This window comes from Collimonas humicola (assembly GCF_018304945.1).
Taxonomy (GTDB): domain Bacteria; phylum Pseudomonadota; class Gammaproteobacteria; order Burkholderiales; family Burkholderiaceae_D; genus Collimonas; species Collimonas humicola.
On sequence record NZ_JAGQEE010000008.1, the window covers coordinates 200,768 to 226,425 of the forward strand.

Below are 25,658 nucleotides of genomic sequence, written 5' to 3' on the forward strand. Positions count from 1 at the left end.
GGTGTGCCTTGAATTAGGGGGAATTATTTTTTCTGGGCTGCAAAAAGTGCGTCCAGATGCTGCTCGAAATCGTGATAGTTGATCCTCTCATACAATTCCATGCGGGTCTGCATGGTGTCGACCACGTTCTTTTGCGTGCCGTCGCGGCGGATGGCGTTGTACACGTTTTCTGCCGCCTTGTTCATGGCGCGGAAGGCCGACAGCGGATACAGCACCAGGCCGACATCGGCTGACTTCAACTCTTCTACGGTAAACAATGGCGTGGAGCCGAACTCGGTGATATTGGCCAATACCGGCACCTTGACGGCTGCGGCAAACTGCTTATACATCGCCAGCTCTGTAATTGCTTCCGGGAAGACCATATCGGCGCCGGCTTCAACGCAGGCGATTGCCCGCTCCAGCGCGGATTCCAGCCCTTCCACGGCGAGCGCGTCGGTACGCGCCATGATGACGAAATTGTCGTCGGTGCGGGCATCGACCGCAGCCTTGATGCGGTCGACCATTTCCTGCTTGCTGACGATTTCCTTGTTGGGACGATGGCCGCAGCGCTTGGCGCCGACCTGGTCCTCGATATGGATCGCCGCGGCGCCGAACTTGATCATCGATTTGACGGTACGCGCCACGTTGAAGGCGCTGGCGCCGAAGCCGGTATCCACGTCGACCAGCAAAGGCAGGTCGCAGACATCGGTGATGCGGCGCACATCGGTCAGCACGTCGTCCAGATTGGAGATGCCGAGGTCGGGCAAGCCGAGCGAACCGGCGGCGACGCCGCCGCCGGACAGGTAAATCGCCTTGAAGCCGGCGCGCTTGGCCAGCAAGGCGTGATTGGCGTTGATCGCGCCGATCACCTGCAGCGGCGATTCTTCTTGCACCGCCTTGCGGAAGACGGCGCCTGCGGAATACTGACTCATGGGTTCTCCTGATAGATTGCACGCTGGGTGCACTGTTTCATGCAGATATCTGCACTGGGGTTTTATCGTTATAGAGCAATCGTCATGCCAAGCAAGCTGCAATATCTGCACGCATGGCAGGGCAATAAAATAATTTAATCAAATCAATCGCCTACAAAATAAGATGGCAATAAATCAATTTTATTACGGCCGGATAAGACCATCGAATTGTTTCATTTCATGTTACATTCACATGCATTGAAACATACGTGCAACACACGATGAAACATGCCCCCTTCCCCTCAGCCCCCTGCCCGGCGTGAGTCCGGCGACGCCGGCGAACGCAGTCAAAAACCGGTGATCTGGACCGTCTCGGTCTCGCGCCTGTCCGACCTGTTCCGCGACATTACACTGGAATACGACGACCGCGCGACGATCGAACCCATCTACCTGGGATTCGACGAGGCCGCGCGCCACATCCGCGAACGAATGGAAACGGAGCGCTGCGACGCTGTGATCGCCGCCGGTTCCAACGGCGCCTATCTGAAAAGCCGGCTGTCAGTGCCGGTGGTGATCGCCAAGGCCAGCGGTTTCGACGTGCTGCAAGCCTTGTCGCGCGCACGCCAGATCACGCCGGACATCGGCATCATCACTTACCAGTCGACGATGCCGGCGTTGAAGGAATTCCAGAACGCCTTCGGCTTCAATATCCAGCAGCGCGACTACGCCACCGAAGAAGATGCGCGGGCGCAGATCCATGAACTCAAGGCCAGCGGCGTCAAGGCCATCGTCGGCGCAGGCCTGATCACCGACCTGGCCGAAGAAGCCGGGCTGGCCGCGGTGCTGGTCTACTCTGCGGCATCGATCCGCCAGGCCTTCGACGATGCGCTGGAAATCGCCCGCCTGACGCAGCTGGAAGCGGGCCGTAGTCACGGCCGCAGTACCCCGCTGGCCGACACGCTGCGCGCCAAGCATGGCCTCAACGATTTGCTCGGCGAGTCGGCGGCGATGGAAACCCTGCGCCAATCCATCGTGCTGTATGCCAAGTCGCAAGCCACGGTGCTGATCCAGGGCGAAACCGGCAGCGGCAAGGAACTGGTCGCGCAAGCGATCCACCGTGAAAATCCGCGCGCGCTGATCGGCAACAAGCCGTTTGTCGCGGTCAATTGCGGCGCGATTGCGGAATCGCTGCTGGAGTCGGAACTGTTCGGCTATGAAGAAGGCGCATTCACGGGCTCGCGCCGCGGCGGCCACGCCGGCCTGTTCGAAGCGGCGCACCGCGGCACGCTGTTCCTGGATGAAATCGGCGAAATGCCGCTGGCGCTGCAGACCCGTTTGCTGCGCGTGCTGGAAGAACGCGAAGTGGTGCGCGTCGGCGGCACCCGGCCGATTGCGGTCGATGTGCGCATCATCAGCGCCACCCACTGCGACCTGGAGCAGCGCGTGCGCGAAGGCCGTTTCCGCGCCGACCTGTTCTATCGCCTGGCCGTGCTGCGCTTGACGCTGACGCCCTTGCGCGAGCGCCCGCAGGACTTGATCGCGCTGGCCGAATGGTGCCTCAAGAAATCCCTGGCCGCGCTGGGCGCCCGCCCGCATCCGAACCTGCATGCTGAAATCGTCGCTTGCCGGCCCCTGCTCAGCGCCTATGCTTGGCCCGGCAACGCGCGCGAAGTACGCAACCTGATGGAAAGAGTGGCGCTGTTCCTGGCAGCCGAACCGCTGCAGGCATTGTCGCCCGCCTTCTTGCTCAGCATCGCACCGGAATTCGGCCAGGCGCCTGCCGCCGCAACCGCAGGCGCCGCGCTGCCGGCCGCGGAAAGCATCGCGCAGGTGCTGGCCCGTTTCGGCGGCAACCGCGAAGCCGCAGCCAGGCATCTCGGCATTAGCCGGACCACCCTTTGGCGCAAGATCAGGAAGCAATAAGCATCGGCAGTCGCGGATGGAACAAGCAATTTCAGTATGCTTCACACCAATTCCGACACTCACCATCCCCAGGCTGAAACCTTCCTGCCTCCTCATACGAACAGGAAAGCTTACGTTTCCTCACGCTCCAGTCCGGCAAGCACAACGTTCATCAGTGCTTCAAACTTGGGGAATGAGCTGGTCAACTCGGGCAGATTGACCACCCTGGCGAGATGTTCCAGGCGTACGCACGCGGCAACGACGGCCTGTTCGCGAATCATTGAAAATGCCCCCTTTATCGAATGCAGCTGCTCCTGTACTTCCTTGATATCTCCCGTTGCCAGCGCGCGATGAATCACAGCGATCGATTTGGCGCTGCTTGCGCGCAAAGTCTGCAACAAATCTTCGCTCAGGACAGGTTTTTTTTGATCGAGTGCGCTCAATGACACCGGCCGAACGCCGCCCTTCATATACTTTCGCACCATTTGATCGATGTCGTCCAACGACATCGGCTTCAACAGCACATCGCTAATGCCAACTTGTTTGCATCGGCTGTGTTCTTCGGCGGAAGCATGGGCGGTGATGGCGATGATTGGCAATTGCGTTCCCCGGCGGCGCAAAAACGTCGCCAGGGTATAGCCATCCATGCCCGGCATGCTTAGATCGGTGAACACCATGTCATAGGCATTTTTTTCAAAAAGCGTCAGCGCATCGCTTCCGTTATTGCTCAGGTCCGCCTGGTAACCGAGCGTATCGAATTGATCGCGAATCAATGCCAGGTTGACCTCATGATCCTCCACCACAAGTATCCGGGCATGCCGCCCGGCCGGCATGGCTTCTGCTGCCGCCTCGCTCTCCACGACTGCATCAACGGCCCCGTTCGGCGCAAACGCATGTGCGATTGCCTTATACAGGCCGTCAAGGGAATAGCAGGACACCATGCTGCGTTTTCCTTTGGTCACAACCGTCCTGGGGCCATCCTCGGTGGCGTCGATCGTCCACGATGCCTTTTCGCAGGCAATATCTTCGTCGGCGAAGGTCCAGTCGCGCGGATTGCCGAAAATAAGCAACGGCACTGCTGTCATGTGCATCTCTGCCGGATCGGCAATCATTTGGACGTTGATCCCCCAATGCCTGAGCTGGTCGCCGACAGAAGCCTGCCGCTCAGGGGCAGAACAAAGCATGACCATGTCCGGCATGCCGGCAAACGGCGCCCACCATGCCGCAGCATTGGCATCAACCTGCAATGGCAGGCTGACGGTAAATGTGCTGCCGGCAGCGCTGCGGCGATCAAGCGTAACAATGCCGCCCATCAGCTCCGCCAGGCGCTTGCATAGCGCAAGCCCCAGTCCGCTGCCGCCGAAGCGCCGGTTAATCGAAACATCGCCTTGTACGAACGGTTCAAACAGTGCGGCCCGTCGTGCTGCTGTGATGCCGATACCGGTATCGCATACGCTGACGGCCAATAGCGGCGACTTGCCGTCCGTGCTGAGGGCATGGCCGTTGACGACGACGCTGATCTTGCCGCTGTCAGTAAACTTGATCGCATTGCTGAGCAAGTTCAGCAAGATCTGGCGCAAGCGGGCAGGATCTCCGAAATAGAAACGCGACTGATCTGGCGTGACCGTATAGAACAGATTTAGCCCTTTAGCATCGGCCAGCGGAGAAAAGATGGTGACCACTTGTTCGACAGTATCGATCACGTCGAAACGTATGTTTTCAAGCGTCATTTGGCCGGATTCGACTTTTGAAAAATCCAGGATGTCATTGATAATTGCAAGCAAAGCCCGTGACGAAGAATTCACGGTGCGCAGGCGGTCGGCCTGCATTTCGCTTAATTGCGAGCGGCCAAGTAATTCCAGATTGCCAAGAATCGCATTCAAAGGTGTGCGTATCTCGTGACTCATGGTCGCCAGGAATGCGGACTTTGCCTGGTTGGCGGTGTCTGCAGCGATACGCGCTTCTTCCAGCTTCTGTTCAATGAGCTTGCGCACCGTAATATCGGAAATGCTGCACAGCAGGACATCTACGCCCTGGTATTTAGTCCCGATCAAATTGGTCAGTAAATGCGACGTCGTACCGTCCGGCGCGGTAATCGCCAAATCATGATGCATCAGCTGCTTGCCCTGGAGATTGCCGAGCTTCGTCAGCCCATCCCAATACAAATCAAGAAATTTTCTTCGCAGGGGCCGCGTCTCATTGTCATACGACCGCATCACGTCATTTTGCATCAAGGTTTCGCCAGTGCTTATCGACAAAAGACTTAAGCCCACCGGCGCGATGCCGATGATTGTGCGATTCAGGTTTTCGCTTTCAAACACGCGTTGCGAACGCCGATATATCGGCATGAACACTTTGCGGTCAAAAAGAATCAAAAAAATCCAGAGTGAACTGAGTACGACCGTCGTTCCGATCACGTACGCCAATAGCAGCGGCCATCGCGCTGCCAGTATGGTGCGCCAGGAATACGCGTAGGCCAGTATCCAGCCGGTATCCGACAACGGTTCGCTGATGGTGAATGTGCCGTTTTCATAGAAAGGCTCAGAGGTATAGAGCTTTTCTTTCCAACTTTTGGAATCGACGACACGCTGAGTCAGGCCGGGGTCGGCTGAGTTGCCATGCCAGGCATCCAGCATAAGTTTTCCGTTGGTGTCAAGAACAATGAAATTCCCGTCGAAAGGCGTCTGGCTAAGACTATTCTTCAATAATTTCATTGGCTGATCACTGACAAATACAATGAAAACACGACCGTTTTCGTCAAAGGCAGGCTCTACCAGCTTGAAGGCTTCTTCATTGGTCAATGGATCGCGAGTGGCCGGCAACCACGTGATTTTTCTTGATTCGCGCAATTGCCTGGCAACTTCAGGATCGCTCAGGTCGCCGATATCAGGCGCAATTCTGCGAATCAGATCGCTTGTATCCCTGGCGCCGATAGCCTTGATCGGATCGCCTGATGCCGGTGGCGGCGTGAAAGAAATAAAGCTATGTTCCGGATTAAATACATATCCATGAAAATTGACGTTCCGCTGGCGAGCAGCGGCTGTCGCGGGATACGCCTGCTGTTCGACAAACGATAGGTATTCCGCATACGTGCTCGCTGGAAGCTGCGGCCCTATCTGTGCCAGCACAAGCTGTGGATCCAGATTTTTGTTGGCTTGGACTACCAGACGGCCGCCTTTTGCAGAAAAATCGCTCAACAATTTTTCAGGAGGTTTGCGTTGATCCGCCCATATCAATTCCGCGTTAATCAAGCCACGGCGCAACGTCGCCTGCCTCACTTCGATTTCCTGCAGGAACAAAGCCTTGTGGGTAAGGTAGACGTAACGGCCATCTGCAATGTAATCCTTTATGGAGGACCACGTCGCCAACGCGCAAGCGATCAAGATCATGACGGTTAAAGCCATACCGCCTCCCCAGAGCAGTCCGCGCTGATAACGGCCGAGCAGTCCTAGCTCGCTGAGCTTTTTCATCGATGCGGCAACCTTATTTCTTCCTTTGGAAAAAGCGTCGGAATTTGTCGAAAATGCCATATGGCTGCCCTCCCTGAAGCCTGCGAATTTTTCAATATTGCTCAGAGTCTAACTTTACAAACCGGGACTGCGGATATTTTTTCGCTGCAAATTCACATTTTTAATTTATGAGACCAGACCTATTATTTATTTAAATAATTTCATACCTGTCTCATTGTTGTCAGCAGCAATCCCCGATACAGTGGCTCATCATGGAGATCGTTCCAAGGGTGGGAAATATTCAAAACTAGGTAGGACAAATTGAAACAGGAACAAACAAAAAAAATTGCGCGACTTCTGCTCGGTTATGCAAGTCTCTCCGATGATGAGGCCCGGCATTTCACTAATGTCATGAATCAGTTTATTTTCGCTTCGTCTGTCCGCAAACGACAAATGAAAGAATGCTGGGAGCAAGAAGGCCAGCCAGTCATCAATAAAGACAACAAAAGTCAGCATCTTTAGCATAGACTTATCAAAAAATATTACCAGTCAGCAAGGATATGACACCACTCTCGATACGCGTCGTTGTCGCCGACGACCATCCTGCAATCATCAAGGGCATCCAGCAAGAACTCGCTGAGGCCAAGACCGTCGATTTGGTAGGCACGGCCGGTAATTCCACGGAATTGATTAATTTGCTTGATAAGCATCCGTGTGATGTCCTGGTGACTGATTATGCAATGCCTGGCGGCGAATACGGCGACGGACTGGCGCTGTTTAAATTTATTCAACGGCGTTATCCAAACATAAATATTATTGTCATGACAATGCTGGATAATCCTGCGGTACTACGCACCTTGATCTCCAGCAAAATCCACTGCGTCCTCAGCAAGTCCGACGATTCCAGCTACCTGCTTCCTGCCATCCATATCGCCCACTCTGGAGGCGAGTATTTTTCACCAACCATGCGTGCGATCATGCAGACCGTCACACGCGGGAAAAAGTCTGCGATCGACCTCACCAAGCGAGAGCTGGAAGTTGTGCGCCTGCTCGTTTCCGGATTAACCGTCAACGAAGTCGCTGAACAGCTCCATCGCAGCAAACAGACCGTCAGTGCCCAGAAAATCAACGCCATGAAAAAACTGGGGATCGAGCGCGATGCCGATTTATTCAAATACGCCATTGAGGTAGGCCTGATATCTTCATCCGCCATACCGCCTTGAACTGTATTGAAAGCATTCCGGTAACTTGCCATAAACGGAGAGTTCAACAAGCCGGAATTTAGCCGGCTCCGCCTCCCCAAACTCTTATGGGAGGAGCTCAAGCATTGATAGCTTATTCAACATATTCAACATATCCAACAGCTATCGAGTCGGAAGAATGCAGGGTGTATAGCGATTCATCAATTGAACCCATTCTGAGCCGGCCACTACCTCAGTTAACTCCTCAGATTCGGCAGGCGTCGCTGCAACTGATGCCATCAACGCCCGGAATTGATCGCGATATTCGGTCCGGCTCTTTTGCCTGCGTATTTTTTCCTCGACTCGCTTCGTATATGCGCTGCTAAATACCGCTATCCGTTCCATCATTTTCCGCAAATCGGAATCGTCTCCAGCAACTTCGGGCAGTTGCTGCCATAGGGAGATTTCATTCCACCGCCTGAATCGCATATATGCCGTACTCCATTTACCGAATTCCTGAGGAAGCAATGCCCACTTGACGTCTTGCTCAGAAATCAAAATCATCGCTTCGATAAACAGTCGATTGTTCTTGCCTTTTGCACCGGCATCTCCCATCCTGCCAAGCAAAACAGGTTCCAGTTTTTCCCATTGAGCATCGCTAAGTTTCATCACTCTATACTTCCTTATCTTTTCGCAGGCATTCGCATCATGCGTGCGATCATGCAAAACGAGGCACCCGATCATCGAGCGCCCCCCCCTCATTTATTTTGTAGCCATGCGCAACATGACAGCCTAATTCCAGCTGTATTTCATGCCCACCTGTCCCTTGACTGCGTAGTAGCTCCCCAGGTCGGTCTCCACCCCCAGCAGCGCCGATACCGCGATCGCCTTCGTGACCTGTCCCTGCAGGCCGACCTTGACTTCCGCCCGGTCGCGCGGCAGGTCGTCGCGGAAGACATTGCCGTCCATCGTCATCGACGGCGCCGATTGGCTGCCATGCCACCAGTTCAGCTCGCCGTAGGGACGCATGTCCGGACCGGGACCAACCGCCGAGGAACCATGCAGGCGCACGCCCAGACGCGTCAGCACGTTGCTGCCGTTCTGGCCGCCGACCGCTGTCCCGCCGACCTCCGTGAAATCGCCGGCGCGATAACGTCCGTAGACGATCTGCGCCTGCGGCTCCAGGTACAGCTTGGTCTTGTCCTGATCGTAGATCGGGAAGGAATAGCCGCCCTCGATCGACGCGGTCAGCGTGCGCGACCGGTACTGCTCGGTCGCCAGGCCGGCGCCGCCCACCGTATTGTTGTAACGGCCTGCCGTCAGCCAGGTATCCACATACGGACCGGACAGGATGTCATGGTTGCCGTACCAGGTGCCGTACAGGCCGACGTTGTAGCCATCCACCGTCCCGCGTGCCGTGCCCAGCGTATCGCCCGACCACAACTGGGTGCGGCTGGTTGACCAGGTCGTGGCAGTGCCGTACATGCCCATCACGCCGACGCGGAAACTGCCGTCGCCGCCGTCCTTGAAGCGCAATACATCCGCGCCGACATGGATCAGGCGTTGCTTCGCTTCGATGTCCAGGCTGCCGCCTGCGCTCTCGCGAGAGATATCCTGGCCTTCCACCCGCGCCCACGCGGCGCCATCGATGCCGCCAGCAGCGTCTTCCGCCGTCATGCCCGGCGCCTGGCCCTGGCGCTGGTGCAGCGTATGCACCGCCATTGTGGACGCTGCCTGGCGGTTGCCGAAATAGGCGCCGACTTCCGGGCTGATCACGGGAATCACAGGATCCACCGGCAACGGTGGAGGTTCAATTGGTTTGTCCGGATCGACAGGCGTTGGAGGATCGACAGGCTTTTCATCAGGAGCAGCGGCCGACACCAGGTACCAGTCGTCCGCCACGCCGCCATTGCCGCCGCGCTTGAGACGATAGTCGTAACCGCCGGCTGCAATCGTGTTCTTGCCGCTGCGATAGCCGTCCGAAGCCGGATCCAATACAAATGCATCGGGATTGGTCGTGGCGCCATTCAGGGTCTCGACGATCTGGATGCCGACATTGGTCTGCGCACCGCTGCCGCCGGCATGCTTCACGATCACGCCGGTATCGCCCGATACATTGACGCTGCCCGGGTTGCTGCAAGAACTGGCGGCGATACTGAGCGGCCCGCCGCCACCGCCGGGGGTGGCAGGCTGGCAGCCGTCGATGACCAGCTTGTCGGTACCAGAGCTGTCGTCGCCCCAGAAGGTATTGACCAGCAGCTTGCCGCCGTTGCCGACGTAATTGCCTTGAATGGTCAGCGCACCGAAAGTGCTATTGCCGGCGCCGGCACTGCCCGGAGCGATTATGCCGGCATTATTGACGTCGCCGATAATCCGGCCATAGCCGGCCAGTGTGCCGCCGCTGTTGACTGCGGTGATCGGCGCCTGCAACGTACCTTCGACATGCAAGGTGCCGTTGTTGATGTCGGCACGGGTGTCGAACCGGCCTATGCCGTTGAGGGTCCAATCCTGGCCGTTCATGGCCAGGGTCTGGAAACCTTCGAATTTGTCGAAGTCTTCGCTGCCTGTGCCCTCCAGGATTAAATCATTTGTGCCGTGGCGGCTGCCGAACACGATACCGTTCAGTATCGATCCGGTATCCAGCGTCAGTTGGTTATGCGTTGGGAATCCACTGTCTTCAAACACAATCGCGTAGCCGCCGGTACCGGTAATGGTGCCGGCGTTGTAGATACGACTGTTGGCGGACTCAAGCGCGATGCCGACATCGCCTTCAATGGTTCCTGCATTATTGATCGACACATCTGCGATTTGACTAGGATCGGCGCCAGCCAGGCGCTGAATGCCGTAGTCGCTGCCTTGGATGATGCCGCCTGCCGGATTGCGAATCACAACATCAGTCTGATCGGGGTCGATGACTACGCCAACTTGTGCCGACGCCGCCAGCGGCGCCGCGCATATAGCCAGCGCAGCCGCGCTTAGCGCCACTGCGCCCGGTTTGCTCTTGCCACGTGTTTTCGTGAGTTCGGAAACGGGCACCCACGCACCCAGTAACTGGCTCCAGACAATGCGAAATACCTTGTTCATATAACCCACCCCCTGGCAACTGTTAAGATTGACAGGAGCAAGCATAGGGATTTAGCCCTTGCTCAGATATTGGACCAGTAAGAAAATAATTTAAAAACGATAGGAAAAATCAGAAAATACTGATGAAATTTCGGAAGAACAAAATTTCCATCGCGCTCCAGAAATTTCTGGAACGATACAAGCTCGCCAGGCCGTACCCAAGCCCGCAAAAAAAAGCGGGACACCCGAAAAAATCGCGCGCCCCGCCCTTTCTTGCCGTCCAAGTCCGCTTAGGACAATTTACGACAATTACTTCCAGCTGTATTTCATGCCCACCTGTCCCTTGACAGCGTAGTAGTTCCCCAGGTCGGTCTCAACCCCCAGCAGCGCCGATACCGCGATCGCCTTCGTGACCTGTCCCTGCAAACCGACCTTGACTTCCGCCCGGTCGCGCGGCAGGTTGTCGCGGAAGACGTTGCCGTCCATCGTCATCGACGGCGCCGACTGGCTGCCATGCCACCAGTTCAGCTCGCCGTAGGGGCGCATGTCCGGACCGGGACCAACCGCCGAGGAACCATGCAGGCGCACGCCCAGACGCGTCAGCACGTTGCTGCCGTTCTGGCCGCCGACCGCTGTCCCGCCGACCTCCGTGAAATCGCCGGCGCGATAACGTCCGTAGACGATCTGCGCCTGCGGCTCCAGGTACAGCTTGGTCTTGTCCTGATCGTAGATCGGGAAGGAATAGCCGCCCTCGATCGACGCGGTCAGCGTGCGCGACCGGTACTGCTCGGTCGCCAGGCCGGCGCCGCCCACCGTATTGTTGTAACGGCCTGCCGTCAGCCAGGTATCCACATACGGACCGGACAGGATGTCATGGTTGCCGTACCAGGTGCCGTACAGGCCGACGTTGTAGCCATCCACCGTCCCGCGTGCCGTGCCCAGCGTATCGCCCGACCACAACTGGGTGCGGTTGGTTGACCAGGTCGTGGCCGTGCCGTACATGCCCATCACGCCGACGCGGAAACTGCCGTCGCCGCCATCCTTGAAGCGCAATACATCCGCGCCGACATGGATCAGGCGCTGCTTCGCTTCGATATCCAGGCTGCCGCCTGCGCTCTCGCGAGAGATATCCTGGCCTTCCACCCGCGCCCACGCGGCGCCGTCGATGCCGCCAGCGGCGTCTTCCGCCGTCATGCCCGGCGCCTGGCCCTGGCGCTGGTGCAGCGTATGCACCGCCATTGTGGACGCTGCCTGACGGTTGCCGAAATAAGCGCCGACTTCCGGGCTGATCACGGGATCCACCGGCAACGGTGGAGGCGGCTCCGGCTTGCACTTTGTATCATCGGTGCACGGCTCTGGAGGCGGTGGTTCCGGCTTGCACTTTGTATCATCGGTGCACGGCTCTGGAGGCGGTGGTTCCGGCTTGCACTTTGTATCGTCGGTGCACGGCTCTGGAGGCGGTGGTTCCGGCTCGCACCTGGCGCCGGCGGCACACGGCTCCGGCGGCGGTTCCACAGGAGCGGCAGCCGACACCAGGTACCAGTCGTCCGCCACGCCGCCATTGCCGCCGCGCTTGAGACGATAGTCGTAACCGCCGGCTGCAATCGTGTTCTTGCCGCTGCGATAGCCGTCTGAAGCCGGGTCCAATACAAATGCATCGGGATTGGTCGTGGCGCCATTCAGGGTCTCGACGATCTGGATGCCGACATTGGTCTGCGCACCGCTGCCGCCGGCATGCTTGACGATCACACCGGTATCGCCCGACACATTGACGCTGCCCGGGTTGCTGCAAGCACTGGCGGCGATACTGAGCGGCCCGCCGCCACCGCCGGGGATGGCAGGCTGGCAGCCGTCGATGACCAGCTTGTCGGTACCAGAGCTGTCGTCGCCCCAGAAGGTATTGACCAGCAGCTTGCCGCCATTGCCGACGTAATTGCCCTGGATCGTCAGCGCACCGAAGGTGCTATTGCCGGCGCCGGCACTGCCCGGAGCGATGATGCCGGCATTATTGACGTCGCCGATAACCCGGCCATAGCCAGCCAGTGTGCCGCCGCTGTTGACTGCGGTGATCGGCGCCTGCAACGTACCTTCGACATGCAAGGTGCCGCTGTTGATGTCGGCACGGGTGTCGAACTGGCCAGTGCCGTTGAGGGTCCAGTCCTGGCCGTTCATGGCCAGGGTCTGGAAATCACTGAATTTGTCGAAGTCTTCGCTGCCTGTTCCTTCGAGGATCAGATTGTTTTGCGCACCGATGCCACCATAGACCATGCCATTGAGCACCGAACCGGTATCCAGCGTCAGGTTGTTGGTGCCACCGTCGTTGTTTGAACTGAATATAATGGCGGCCGCATCATTGCCAGTAATGGTGCCTGCATTGTAGACATCGGCATTGGTATTGTCGAAGTAGATACCGACTTGCCCCTGGATGCTGCCAGCATTGCTGATCTTAGAACGCGAAGCCCCATTCCCTGCCACAAAGATGCCATTGCCTTCGTCATAATTTGTTCCGCCCTGGCCGATAATCTGTCCGGATGCCGCATTGGTAATATCTGCATCCCCTCTTATGACATAGACACCATTTCCACGTCCGTTATTTGCCGGCAAAAAGGCTGTGCCGCCATGATTGCCGGTAACCTGCCCCTCGTTGACCAGATTGAGCTTGCCGCCAAACCACGACGACACGCCGGCATTGCCGGTAATAGCTGCGCCGGCGCGATTGACAATGCTCGCGTCGTTCTGCACGAAGATGCCGGCGCCGGTGGCGCCGGCATCGATAGTACCGGCGTTATCGACAGCAATAGCTGCCGTTTGTTCGCCATAGATCGCCGCATTGGAACCCTGGATGCTGGCGCCGGCTTCATTGACGATCAGCGTCCCGCCCGTAGCGTAAATACCGCGGCCGGTTTGCGATGTCGGCGAGCTTGCAACGATCTGCCCACCCGATTGATTCACTATGCTAGACGTCATAGTCGCATCCTGGCCGAACAGCGCAATCCCGAAGTTGGCACTCCGGCTCTCGATCAAGCCGCTATTGACAATATCAGCCGTACCGCCGCTGACAAAGACACCAGCATCCTGTCCCGATACAGTGCCCTCATTGCGCAAGGCTAACGGCGCATTGGAAACAAGAATTGCCATACTACTTTGGGGATTGGTGAGACTGTCTTCAGCCCGAATGACTGCACCTTGCTGATTGAGGATGTTTAGATAAGAAGCTGCTCCCCCGGCGCCGTTGGTGATAGCCACGCGATCGGCAGAGATATTGCCAAAATTATTGATGGTCAGGCCGTCGCCGCGAATGCCATAAGGACGAAAGAAGGCAGTGCCATCGACCAGCCTGCCGACAATGCTGCCGTAATTGGTGATGCTGCTGCCGATGCCGGAAATATCCATGCCGGAATTGGAATTCGTGCCGGTGACCGTGCCGCGGTTAACGATGTCCCACACAAAACCGGCGGCGCCGACCAAGGCAGCGCCGGAAGGGTTGTTGGCGTTCACCGACGAACTAAGATTCACACCGTCGTTGATGACTGCCAAATTTCCCGTAGGGCTGCTGCTGGTCAGCACATATGGCGTGCTCTGATCGGTATCGATCACCACATTCGCCTGCGCCGACGCCACCAGCGGCGCCGCGCATAAAGCCAGGGCGACAGCGCCCAGGCCCACCGTGGCCACCGTGCTTGCGGCGCTCTTGCCGCGTGTTTTCGTGAGTTCGGAAACGGGCACCCATGCGCCCAGTATCTGGCTCCAGATAATGCGAAATACCTTGTTCATTTTTCGTTCCTTGACAACTGTAAAATTTGACAGGAGCGATTATGTGGATTTAGTCCGTCGGTGGATATTTGACGAGTATGGAAATGGACATTCAAACAATCAGACAAATACGAAACATTGATAAATTTCGATAAAGGCAAAATCTTCGTTACGCGCCAGAAATTTCTAGAGCAATACAAGCTCGCCAGGCCGTACCCAATCCCGCAAAAAAAGAGCGGGACACCCGAAAAAATCGCGCGCCCCGCCTTTTCTTGCCGTCCAAGTCCGCTTAGGACGATTTACGACAATTACTTCCAGCTGTATTTCATGCCCACCTGACCCTTGACTGCGTAGTAGCTCCCCAGGTCGGTCTCCACCCCCAGCAGCGCCGATACCGCGATCGCCTTCGTGACCTGTCCCTGCAGGCCGACCTTGACTTCCGCCCGGTCGCGCGGCAGGTTGTCGCGGAAGACGTTGCCGTCCATCGTCATCGACGGCGCCGACTGGCTGCCATGCCACCAGTTCAGCTCGCCGTAGGGACGCATGTCCGGACCGGGACCATCCGCCGAGGAACCATGCAGGCGCACGCCCAGACGCGTCAGCAGGTTGCTGCCGTTCTGGCCGCCGACCGTCGTCCCGCCGGCCTCCGTGAAATCGCCGGCGCGATAACGTCCGTAGACGATCTGCGCCTGCGGCTCCAGGTACAGCTTGGTCTTGTCCTGATCGTAGATCGGGAAGGAATAACCCCCTTCGATCGACGCGGTCAGCGTGCGCGAACGGTACTGCTCGGTCGCCAGGCCGGCGCCGCCCACCGTATTGTTGTAACGGCCTGCCGTCAGCCAGGTATCCACATACGGACCGGACAAGATGTCATGGTTGCCGTACCAGGTGCCGTACAGGCCGAGGTTGTAGCCATCCACCGTCCCGCGTGCCGTGCCCAGCGTATCGCCCGACCACAACCGGGTATCGTTGTTCGACCAGGTCGTGGCAGTGCCGTACATGCCCATCACCCCAACGCGGAAACTGCCGTCGCCGCCATCCTTGAAGCGCAGCACATCCGCGCCGACATGGATCAGGCGTTGCTTCGCTTCGATATCCAGGCTGCCGCCTGCGCTCTTGCGCGAAATGTCCTGGCCTTCCACCCACGCCCACGCCGCGCCGTCGATGCCGCCAGCGGCATCTTCCGCGCTCATGCCCGGCGCCTGGCCCTGGCGCTGGTGCAGCGTATGCACCGCCATTGTGGACGCTGCCTGGCGGTTGCCGAAATAGGCGCCGACTTCCGGGCTGATCACAGAAATCACAGGATCCACCGGCACCGGTGGAGGTTCAATGGGTTTATCCGGATCTACAGGAACCACAGGCGACACCAGGTACCAGTCGTCCGCCACGCCGCCAATGCCGCCGCGCTTGAGGCGATAGTCGTAACCGCCGGCCGAAATCGTGTTCTTGCCGCTGCGATAGCCGTCCGAAGCCGGGTCCAATACAAATGCATCGGGATTGGTCGTGGCGCCATTCAAGGTCTCGACGATCCGGATACCGATATTGGTCTGCGCACCGTCGCCGCCGGCATGCTTGACCACCACGCCGGTATCGCCCGATACATGGCCGCTGCCGCCTGGGCTGCACGCGTCATGCGGGGCGACAAGGCCAGAACCGCCGCCAGGGCAGGCGCCATCGATGATCAGCTTGTCAGTGGCTGCGCTATCGTCCCCCCAAATCGTGTTAATGATCATTTTCCCGTTGTTGCCGACAAGATTGTTGACGGTCAGGGTCTTGAAAATACCGTCGGAAACAAAGTTCAAGCTGCCACCATTGCTCAATTCCAGTTTATCGATGGCCTGGACACCGTTCTCCATGACGTTGACGGTGCCGCCATTGTCGGCATTGAGCTGGCTAGCCCTGGCGCCGCCATGCAGATTGACGCTGCCGCCGTTATTGACCAGGGTGCGCTTCGAGGTTGCGCCATCGTAGACGTTCTGCACACCGCCATTGACCGAGACATCGTTCGCGATGCCACTCTTATAGATATTCTGTGTACCGCCGTTATTGACAATCGTGTTATTGGCCTGACCGGAATATACGTTCTGCATGCCGCCGCTGTTGATCTTTGCATGATTGGCCGTGCCGCCCGTATCCACCACTTGATCAGCTCCGGCGTTGATCGTCGTATAGTTGGCCGTGCTGCCGCGGCCTCGCACTACCTGGGCGCCGCCGTTGAGCGTGGTATTGATTGCAGAGCCAGAAACGACATCTTGCATGCCGCCGGCGTTGACAACCGTGTCCGTCGCCACCGCTGGACCACCGCCAGGATCGCCCATCCAGGTGACCGTGTCGTCAATCATCTGGATACCGCCGTCGATGACGGTATCTGTGACACGGCTACCCGAATACACCATCTGCTGACCGCCGGTTTCTATGGTCGTATTTTCTATGTCGGTGCCGCCGCCCGCGGTACCGTACAGTTCCATGATGCCGCCATCGAGAATAAAGATATCCGCTCCGCCGAGGACAACGTCCTGCCAGACGACCGGGAGTCCTTCTATAAAAATAGGAATGCCTGCCACGGAAGCAGCACTATCAGCGAAATTATCGACTGTCGCATATGCGCTATTTGCGGCGCTAAAGCCGGTGCTCAGCAATGCCGCCGCCATCAGCGCATGTGAACATTGCCTGCCCCTGCGATTGACACTTGCTTTCTTTTTGCAGCCTCTGACCAGTTCAGATACTGCAATCCAGGCCGCCAAAGTCTGGCTCCAGATAGTTCTAAAGACGGTATTCATTCATCGCTCCTTTGCATTTACCAAGGAGAAATTATGTTGATCCGACCTGTGCTTTTATATAAGGCAGGGATTAAACAATCTATAAAAAAAATTGCGTCTGCCTTGGAAAACAGATTCCGTTGTGGAGAAACACAATGACTTGCACGCGCCAGACTTCCAACCCGATCAGGCGCGCTTCAGCGTATGCGATATCAAAAAAAACGAGGCGCCCGAATCATCGAGCGCCCCGCTATGGATTACTACCCTACTACCTCAGTACGTTAAGGTTGAGATAACCGGCCATTACTTCCAGGTGTATTTCACCCCCACTTGCCCCCCTACCGAGCGGTAATTGCCCGCACCGGTTTCGACGCTCAAGGAACCCCAGGCCGAGACGTTCTTGCTCAGTTGCCCCTGCAGGCCTATCTTGGTTTCCAGACGGTCGGACGGTTGCTTGTCGTTGAACGTATTGTTGTTCATCATTACGTTTTGCGTCGCCGGGCCATGCTTCCAGTTCTCTTCGATAAACGGATTGATCTGGTGATCGCTGCCGATGTTGAAGCTGCCGTTGAGGCGTACGCCAAGACGGGTCATGACGCTGTTGCCGGACAGGCCCGAGATCATGGTGCCGTTGGCAGTGTGATCCGGGGCGCGGTAGTTGGAGTAGATCACCTGTGCTTGCGGCACGATGGAAACCTTGCTCTGGCCATTGTCGAACAACGAGAAGGCATAACCGCCTTCCAGCGAAGCGCTCATGACGTGCGAACGGTAGCTGTCGCTCTGGGTGCCTGCGCCGCCGACCGTGTTGCTGAAGGCGCCGTAGTTGATCCAGGCATCCGCATACGGGCCGGTGCTGGTATCGCGATTGCCGTACCAGGTGCCGTACAGGCCGACGCCGTAGCCTTCGACCTTGCCGCTGGCGGTGACGTCCTGGCCCAGGATGCGGCCGGTGGAGCGGGTGGTGTTGCTGCCGTAGCCGGCCATGGCGCCAATCCGCACGCTGCCTTCGCCGCCGTCCGAGAAACGGAACACATCGGCGCCGCCATGGATCAGGCTGCCTGAGTTCTCGATGCGCAGGCCGCCGACGCCGTCGCCGCGGTTCTGGCTGCCTTCGACACGCACCCAGGCGTTGCCGTCAACCGCTGGAACGCCGGTTTGCGCGGTCGCACCTGCGCCCTGGCCCTGACGATCATGCAAGGTATGCGTGAACATCGACGTGGCCGCGGTACGGGCGCCGAAGTAGGCGCCGACTTCCGGCGAAATGACATCGGTTTCCGGCGACGGCAGCACAGGCTTCTCGCCAGGATCTCCACCGCCGTCACCGCCACCGTCGCCCGGATTTGGCTGGGTAACCGGATCGACAGGCTTGATAGCCGAGACCAGATACCAGTCATCCGCCACGCCGCCATTGCCGCCGCGCTTGAGGCTGTAATCGTAGCCGCCCGCCGACAGCGTGCCGACGCCGCTGCGGTAGCCGGTCGAATGCGCATCGAGCTTGAACGCATCCGCGTTGGTGGTGCCGCCGTTGGCGGTCTGCACCACCTGGATGCCGACGTTGGTCTGCTCGCCGGCGCCGCCGGCTTGCTTGACGATCAGGCCGGTATCGCCGGAAGCGTGGCCGCCGTCGATCACCAGCTTGTCGGTGGCCGAGTTATCGCCGCCGAACTCGGTGTTGATGACGACCGTGCCATTGTTGCCGACGTAGTCGCCCTTGACCACCAGCTGGTTGCCCACCTGGCCGCCGGCCAGGTTGATCGTGCCGCTGTTGCTCAGGCCGTTGGCCAGCGTGAAGGTGCCAGCAGCGTCGCTGGCATGGCCGGCCAGCGCGTTCAATGCGCTGATCGTGCCGGCGTTGCTGACGTGGCCGCTGACGGTGCCGAGGCCGGCCAGCGTCGCGCCATTGGCGACCGCGACATCGCCTGCGCCCGGCGCGCCGAGCGTGCCGTTGGCGATCAGGGTGCCGGCGTCGATGCTGGTCGTGCCGGAGTAAGCCAGGTTGTCGCCCGCCGTCAGCGTGCCGTTGCCGGCCTTGGTGAAATTGCCGGCGCCGGTGACGGCGTTGGCAATGCTCCAGTCTGTAGCGGTGTTGACCACCAGGTCACCGCCGTTGCTGACGCTGGCGCTACCCAGATTGGCGGCGTCGGCCACGGTCAGGGTGGCGCCGGCGTCGATATCGAAGGCGCCGCTGAAAGCACTGTTGTTGCCCAATGCAGCAATCGAGGTCGCTGTATCCAGATGCACCGAGCCGTTACCCGACAGCGCATTGCCGAAGACGCCGGTTGCACCGTTCAATTGCAAGCTGCCGTCGTTGGCGATAGCGCCGCTGCCCAGGCCTTGCACATCGTTCAACACCGCGCTCGCAGCAGCAGCGATGGAGGTCGCTGCCGACAGGCCGGCGTTAGCGCCGTCTACCGTCAAAGTGCCGCCTGCCAGGTTCAACTGGCCGGCGCCCTTCAGGGCGCCGTCGCTGACACCGCCGTTGGCGATGGTGAGCGCGCCGCCGTTGAGGTCCAGCGTGGAACCTGCGGCGCCGGTCAAGGCGCCGATGGCCTGGCTGTGACCAGCCATGTCGACTGTTGCGGCGTTAGCGATATGCAATGCCGAGGTCTGGCCCAGCGCATTGTTATTGGCCAGCAGCAGCGTGCCCGAACGCACATCGGTAGCGCCGGTGTAGTCGTTGCTGCCGTTCGACAGCGACACGGTGTTGCCCGCGCCGGTGTCGATCGCCAGGTCGCCGCTGCCGGTCAGCTTGGCGCTGAGGTCGCCGGCGGCGCCGCTGGCGCCTTCCCTGTTCGCCAGGATCAAGGCGTCGCTGCCCGTACCTTGCAGGTCGAGCTGCTTCAAGCCGTAGCCGACGTACAAGCCGTCTTGCGCCGTGCCGGTCATCAGGCGATAGTCGTAGGTTGCTTCCGCCACCTTGCTGCCGCCCTGGGTGATATCGACCTGCTGGGCGTCCGAGATCACATTGCCGTGCTGGTCGACCAGCGCAATGCTGCCGGCGGTGCCAGTGACCGTGCCGTTGCTCTTGACCAGCTGCACCATGACTTCCTGGTCGTCCTGCGCCAGCAGGTTGAGGGTGGTGTCGACGATAGGCGCGTCGTTGTCCAGGCCGCCGTCCGGCAGCTTGATCTGCACCGTGCCGGCGTCCATCACATTGAGGTTGCCGGAAGTGGCGACCGTGCCTGCCGCGACATTGTCGGACGGGATCGTCACATCGAAGACCGCCGTGCCGCCATTGAAGGCCAGCCCGCCGATCTGCTGGGCGCCATTGCCTACAGTCGTGGTGCTGCCAGCGCCCAGGTTCAGCGTGGCATGGGTCAGCGCGGCGGTGTTGTCGGCTGCCAGGTTAAAGGTGCTGTCGCTCAGGTTGACCTTGCCGGCAAACGCATTACCGACATTGCCAGTGAAATCGAACGCGTTGCCGCCGGCGTTGACGTTCACCACGCCGATACCGGCCAGGGTGTTGTTGAGCGCGCCCAGGTTGACGTTCAGCGTGCTGCTGCCGTCGATTGACAACGTACCGACATCGCTGCCGTTGTCGCCCAGCTTGAGTGCGGTATCCAAGGTCAGGCTGGAGCCGTTCTTGAGGTTCATCTGCTCGAAGTTCTGGAACACGCTGGCATCGCTCAGCGTATGGCTATGGCCATCGAAGTTCAATGCGTCAGTACCTGCGCCGAGGCCGCCGTCCAGCGAAGTGAACGTCTGGCCGTTGCCCTTCAGGGTGAACGTGTTGGAGCCCGAACCGGCCGCCACAGTCGTCACGCTGGCAGTGCCATCGAGTTCGACCGTGTTGCTGCCGTTGCCCAGGACGATCGCACCGCTCACCTGAGCGCCGTCCGCTACTGTCACAGCGTTGTTGCCGTTACCAGCCGTCATCGTGCCGTTGAGCTGGCCGCCAGTCGCTACTGTCAGCGTGTTATTGCCATTGCCGGCGCTGATCGCGCCGTCGAGGACGCCGCTGTTGGTGACGGTGTTGTTGGCGCCGTTCAGGGCGACCGCGCCGCGAATAGTCGCCCCCGCCGCATTCGTCAGCGCCATGCTGTTGCTGCCGAAGGTGAACGCGTCATGCGCCGCATCGACTGCCTGGATCGTACCGGTGTTGGTGAAGCTGGTCGCCGCGCCGGTATTGACCACCGCCGCGGTCGTGCTCTGGGAAGTGAGCACGCCGGACTGCGTGACCGCCGCCGTGGTGCCGCCGATCACCAGCGCTTCGCCACCGGCCGCGTTGGCGATGTTGACGCTGGCGCCGCTGTTGACGGTGCCGCTGGTGTTGGTGACGATACCGTGACCGCCGGCTGCATTGGCTGTGATGACCAGCGCCGCCGAATCGGACATATCCAGGTCCTTGTCGGTCATCGAGCCGTCGGCATGCATGAAAGCGATACCCGCGCCGCTGCCGTTGACCGTGATGGCGCCGCTGTTGGTCTGCGCCAGCGTGTTGCCGGTACGGATGCCGGCGCCGTTGGCCACCGTGAAGTTCACGTTGTTCAACTGCATGCCGGCGATTTCCGCCTGGTTCTCGATGCCGTTGCCGGAACCGGTGACGTTGATGGTGGCGCCGTCGGCCGTCAGGCCGGCTGCGCCGGCGCCGATCAGCACACCGTGCGCCGTGCCCTGGGCGGTGACCGTCGCCACGCCCGAACCGACCAGGTTCAAGGACGCATCCTGGCCCAGCTTGATCGCCGCTTCGCCGCCGGTCGCGACAATGCTGCCGCCGGTATTGTTGATGACCGAATTGGCTCCTTCCACATAGACAGCGACGCCGTCCACCGAGATATTGCCTTGATTTTGCAGCTGGCCGCCCAGCACCTTGATGCCGGTGTTGCCGCTGCCGGCGGTCATCGTGATATTGCCGTTGTTGACCAGCTTGCCGGCGTTCTGGCTGACCAGCGCAGTGGCGCCGGACAGGCCCGAAGTCAGGGTGGCGTTGTTGATCAGCTGGGCATCGGTATCGGTGGCAATCACGTTGCCGGCCAGATCGTATTCGTTGCCGTCAACCACGCCGGCAACCGCACCGTTGCCGGTCAGGCTGATGTTCACGCCTGCCTGCAAGGTGGCGTGCGCGCCGCCGGAGACCGCGACCGCGCTGGCATTCTGGCCGGCCACATCGAACTGGCTGCCGCTGGCCACGTCCACCGTGGTGCCGGCGCCGGACGCGGCAATCCCTTTGGCGCCGATGCCGGAGGTACGCAAGTTCGTCACGCCGCCCAGGCTCGCGCCATTGTCCAGGCGGAACAGGGTCGAATTGGCGCCGCTGGCGTCCAGCACCGTGCCTGGCGCCACATTGGCGTTGACCGAGGAACCCGCGCCATTGAGGCGGAAGGCGATCTGGTCGGTCACGCCGCTGCCGGCGGCGGCGAATTTCGGCACCGCCGTGCCGGACAGGTTGACCGTTGCGCCATTGGCCGCTTCGACGCCGATGGCGCCCTGGCCCTGCATGTCGATCTCGCCGGCCGTCATGTTGACCGTCACCGCCGAACCGTCGGCCGAAATGCCTGTGGTGCGATTGGCGTTGCTGCCGCCTGCCAGGATCAGGTTGCCCGAATTGTTCAGCGTGGTCGCTGCGCTGGTGGAACTGGCTACCAGGCCGATGCCGCCGTTGTTCATCGTGATATTGCCGGTGTTGGCGCCGGTCGAACCTTCATCCACCGCGATGCCGGTGGCGTTGGCGCCGGTGAAGACGATGTTGCCGGAGTTGGTCAGCGAGGCGCCGTTCTTGGCGATATAGCCGGTCACGCCGTCCAGGGACGAATTGAGGGTCGCACCCGCCGTCAGGCTGGTGGTCGTGTCGATCGCGCCGCTGGCGTTGCCCGCCAGGTCATGTCCCTGGCCGTCGACCACCGCCGCGGTGGCGTTGGCCTGGTTCAGGTTGATGGTGGCCGTATTGGCAATCGTGCCCTGCGCGCCGCCTTCGACCAGCACGCCGGTGGCGCCGTCGCCGGTCAGGTTGATGGTCATGCCGCCGGAGTTGAAATGGCTGGCGTTGCCGCTGGCGGCATCTTTACCAGTGACGACCACGGCAACAGAATCTTTACCCGAAGCGGTAAGCTGTGAAGCCGCACCGGCGCCGCCGGTGAAGCCGGCGCCTGCCGCCATGCGGAACAGGGTCGAGCCTTCGCTCGAGACATCCTGCGTACCGGTGCCGGTGTTGGTGATGGTCGCAGTCGGGCCGTAGACAAAGTAGCCGATCTGGTTGCTGCCCGATGTGAAGTTGACTGCGCCGTTGCCGCTGATGGCGACGTTGCCGCCGTTACGCGCATGCACGCCGATGGCGTGGTCGCCGGTCAGGTTGACCGTGCCAGAGAGACCAACTGAGCTGCCCGCGCCATCGGCCCACAGGCCGTAGTTCGGCAGCGTCGGGTCTGCGCCAACCGGCGCCGAGACGTTGATCGTGCCGGAACTGGTGGCTTTACCGCCACCAACCGCCTGAACACCAATACCGTTGACGCCGTTGAGATTGATGATGCCGGCGTTATCGATGACAGCATTGCTGCTCACGCCGGCGGCCTGGATACCAGTGTTAGCCAGCGGTGAACCGCTGCGCGCGCCGTTGACGTCGATGGTGCCGTGATTGATTGCGCTCGCCGCGCTAGTGCCCAGCGGTCCGACCCGAATGCCGTTCGCATTCTGCATGCCGCTGCCGATGACGATCAGGCCCTGGTTGTCGACATTACCGCCACCGCCGTTGTCGCCAACCCACATGCCGTTGCCGCCAGCATCAATGGTCGTATCCGCACCGCCTGCGGCCAGACTGCCGCCGGAGATGTCACCACTGGCGCCACGGCCAAGATAAATCACACCGTCGGCGCCGTTGATCACCGTGCCGCCGCTCAGCGCCACTGGACCATTCACCGGACTGAGCGACGTCGCAACCGAATTGATCACGCCGAGATTCATCGCACCGTTATTGACGAACGTGCCGTTAGTATCAGCGTTGACGGTATACACATTGCCGTTCCATACACGCTGCGTTTGTGTCCCGAGATTGATGATGCCATTGTTGGTCAAGACAGAGCCGGAGCCGCTGACCACATTGTAACCACCGGGAGCGAGAATGTTGGAGCTTGGTGCCGCATCCGCTGCCGTCGAGACGTAGCCAAGCGTCAGCACGCCATTGTTGATGCCCTGGCCGCCCCACCGCACATTAAATGGCTGGCCACCATCGGAGGCTGTACCAATACGACCATCATTGATGACAGTGCCGCCATTGGTGGCCAGCAACGTGGTACCGTAGGCCTGCTGGATGGTGGTGCCTGCCGGATTGGCAACGCGCGCAATCGCGTTGGCGCCGTCAGCCTGCAACAGCGCCTGGTAGCCGAGTGGAGCAATCAGTGAGGGATCCGGCGTATTGCCTTGACCGACCGGATTGAAGTCGACCGTTACAGGCGTCGTTGCGTAAGCCATTTTCACGTTGGCATCGTAAGTGGACGCGGCAAGATTGCCGGCCTGCATCTGCTGTACCAGCCAATTATTGTATTGCTGCAACGATGCCAGATTGGTGACCGTATGATTCGTGGTGGTGCCATGGCTATCGGTCACCGAGAAGTTGCCAACGTAGTTCACGGCTTGATAGGTCAGGGGACGATCTGCAACCTGTGCAGGCGTAGGGGCAATTGCAGCAGCCTGCCCCATGTTCACGTAGTTGCCGGACGTCCAGACCGCTTCGGCCCTGGTTCCTTGGGTGCCGTCAGCCAGCACCAGCGCGGTCTGTTTGGCCGCGCCCATGTTGATGCTGGTATCCGCCAGATTGACGTTGACCGTGCCATTGCTGACCGTGGCCAGACGGGCATCGAGATACGGAGACGCAGAAATGCCATTGCCGAACACGAGGACCTGGTTGGCAGAACCATCGTTGGGAAAGGCCGTACCCATCTGGCCCTGTCCAAACGATGCATCGTTGTACACCGGCACAACGATCATGTTGCCGGTGATCGGGTCAGGGACCGAGATCGTGCTGGCCTTGGCGCCCACCACCAGCTGCTGGTACTGGCTCAGGTCGCCGTGGGCGCCGGTGTCTACGTAGCCTTGCGCCATGGCATCGGCCAGGCTCAGGTAAGTGCCGCTGCCTTGCGTCGCAAAGCGGATGCTGTTTCCTGTCAGGTTGACGGTGCTGCCGTCGTTGATAATGGTGGCGCCGACCTGATGGTTATTGCCGGTATCCCAGTTGGCCGGGATCGTAATGTCGCTATCCAGCGCACCGATTGAGCGCGCCATGCCGGCAACGCCCGAAGCAGCTGGTTTCGCAGCAACAGCCGCAAACGCGTCGGCCACGCTGGTATCGGCGCTGCCTTCTGTCACCAGGTCGGTCAGGCTGCCGGTGTCGACGACGATATGGCCGCTCTGGTAGCCGCTGTCAGGGCTGGTGGCTGCATCGGTTGCCAATACCGCGCCGGACAAGGTCAGCCCCATCGCTGCCGTGGCCAGCAACTTGCGGGCGCTGCTTGAGCGCTTGCCTTTGCTCTTGGTGGTTTCTGCAACCGCAGTGAAAGTGCCGGTGGCTTCGTTCCACAGCACGCGATGGATTTTGTTCATTGTCAACTCCTATCAAGATGAAATTTCGATAGGAGCGAGTATGGAGATTCAGGTTTTTCTTAGATATTGGATGGGTCCGAAATTTAACCAAACAATAATAGGACTAGTCAGAATAAGTCGATTTCATTA

General features: G+C 59.6%; 10 protein-coding genes and 1 pseudogene. 3 read left to right on the forward strand and 8 right to left on the reverse strand.

The window, feature by feature from the left end; genetic code table 11:
• Positions 1–23: 23 nt before the first annotated feature.
• Positions 24–911 (reverse strand): methylisocitrate lyase, encoded by an 888-nt coding sequence (prpB, locus tag KHU30_RS21600; RefSeq protein ID WP_211444665.1) that lies wholly within the window; start codon positions 909–911, stop codon positions 24–26.
• A gap of 267 nt (positions 912–1,178) precedes the next feature.
• On the opposite strand from prpB, the gene prpR reads away from it, so the two are divergent.
• On the forward strand, positions 1,179–2,813 hold the full coding sequence (gene prpR, locus KHU30_RS21605) for a propionate catabolism operon regulatory protein PrpR (protein ID WP_211444666.1): 1,635 nt from the start codon (positions 1,179–1,181) through the stop codon (positions 2,811–2,813).
• A 110-nt stretch (positions 2,814–2,923) separates the two neighbouring features.
• Here prpR and KHU30_RS21610 read toward each other — a convergent pair whose 3' ends face one another.
• Entirely contained in the window at positions 2,924–6,322 is a 3,399-nt protein-coding gene (locus tag KHU30_RS21610) for a hybrid sensor histidine kinase/response regulator (RefSeq protein WP_211444667.1), read from the reverse strand.
• Between the two features lie 240 nt (positions 6,323–6,562).
• On the opposite strand from KHU30_RS21610, the gene KHU30_RS21615 reads away from it, so the two are divergent.
• Positions 6,563–6,763, forward strand: coding sequence for a hypothetical protein (locus KHU30_RS21615; protein WP_211444668.1), 201 nt, complete (start codon positions 6,563–6,565; stop codon positions 6,761–6,763).
• Between the two features lie 38 nt (positions 6,764–6,801).
• Positions 6,802–7,464 carry a response regulator transcription factor gene (locus KHU30_RS21620; RefSeq protein ID WP_211444669.1) on the forward strand — a complete coding sequence of 221 codons (663 nt, stop codon included), beginning with the start codon at positions 6,802–6,804 and terminating at the stop codon, positions 7,462–7,464.
• Between the two features lie 141 nt (positions 7,465–7,605).
• Here the strand turns inward: KHU30_RS21620 and KHU30_RS21625 are convergent, their stop codons facing one another.
• From KHU30_RS21625 to KHU30_RS21645, 6 genes and pseudogenes are all read right to left on the reverse strand, one after another.
• Positions 7,606–8,091 (reverse strand): transposase, encoded by a 486-nt coding sequence (locus KHU30_RS21625; RefSeq protein WP_211444671.1) that lies wholly within the window; start codon positions 8,089–8,091, stop codon positions 7,606–7,608.
• Positions 8,092–8,214: 123 nt separating this feature from the next.
• Complete coding sequence (locus KHU30_RS21630) at positions 8,215–10,506, reverse strand: autotransporter outer membrane beta-barrel domain-containing protein (RefSeq protein ID WP_211444672.1); 2,292 nt, start codon at positions 10,504–10,506, stop codon at positions 8,215–8,217.
• Positions 10,507–10,794: 288 nt separating this feature from the next.
• The gene (locus KHU30_RS21635; protein WP_211444673.1) at positions 10,795–14,259 is read right to left on the reverse strand and encodes an autotransporter outer membrane beta-barrel domain-containing protein; all 3,465 of its coding nucleotides are present in this window, start codon (positions 14,257–14,259) and stop codon (positions 10,795–10,797) included.
• 287 nt (positions 14,260–14,546) lie between these two features.
• Positions 14,547–16,706 carry an autotransporter family protein gene (locus KHU30_RS21640; RefSeq protein ID WP_230427517.1) on the reverse strand — a complete coding sequence of 720 codons (2,160 nt, stop codon included), beginning with the start codon at positions 16,704–16,706 and terminating at the stop codon, positions 14,547–14,549.
• Positions 16,707–16,931: 225 nt separating this feature from the next.
• Positions 16,932–17,018: pseudogene (locus tag KHU30_RS25805) on the reverse strand (ESPR domain-containing protein); the annotation flags it as partial.
• 282 nt (positions 17,019–17,300) lie between these two features.
• Positions 17,301–25,529: an autotransporter outer membrane beta-barrel domain-containing protein gene (locus tag KHU30_RS21645; RefSeq protein ID WP_211444676.1), complete on the reverse strand. Its 8,229-nt coding sequence runs from the start codon at positions 25,527–25,529 to the stop codon at positions 17,301–17,303.
• Between the last annotated feature and the right edge of the window lie 129 nt (positions 25,530–25,658).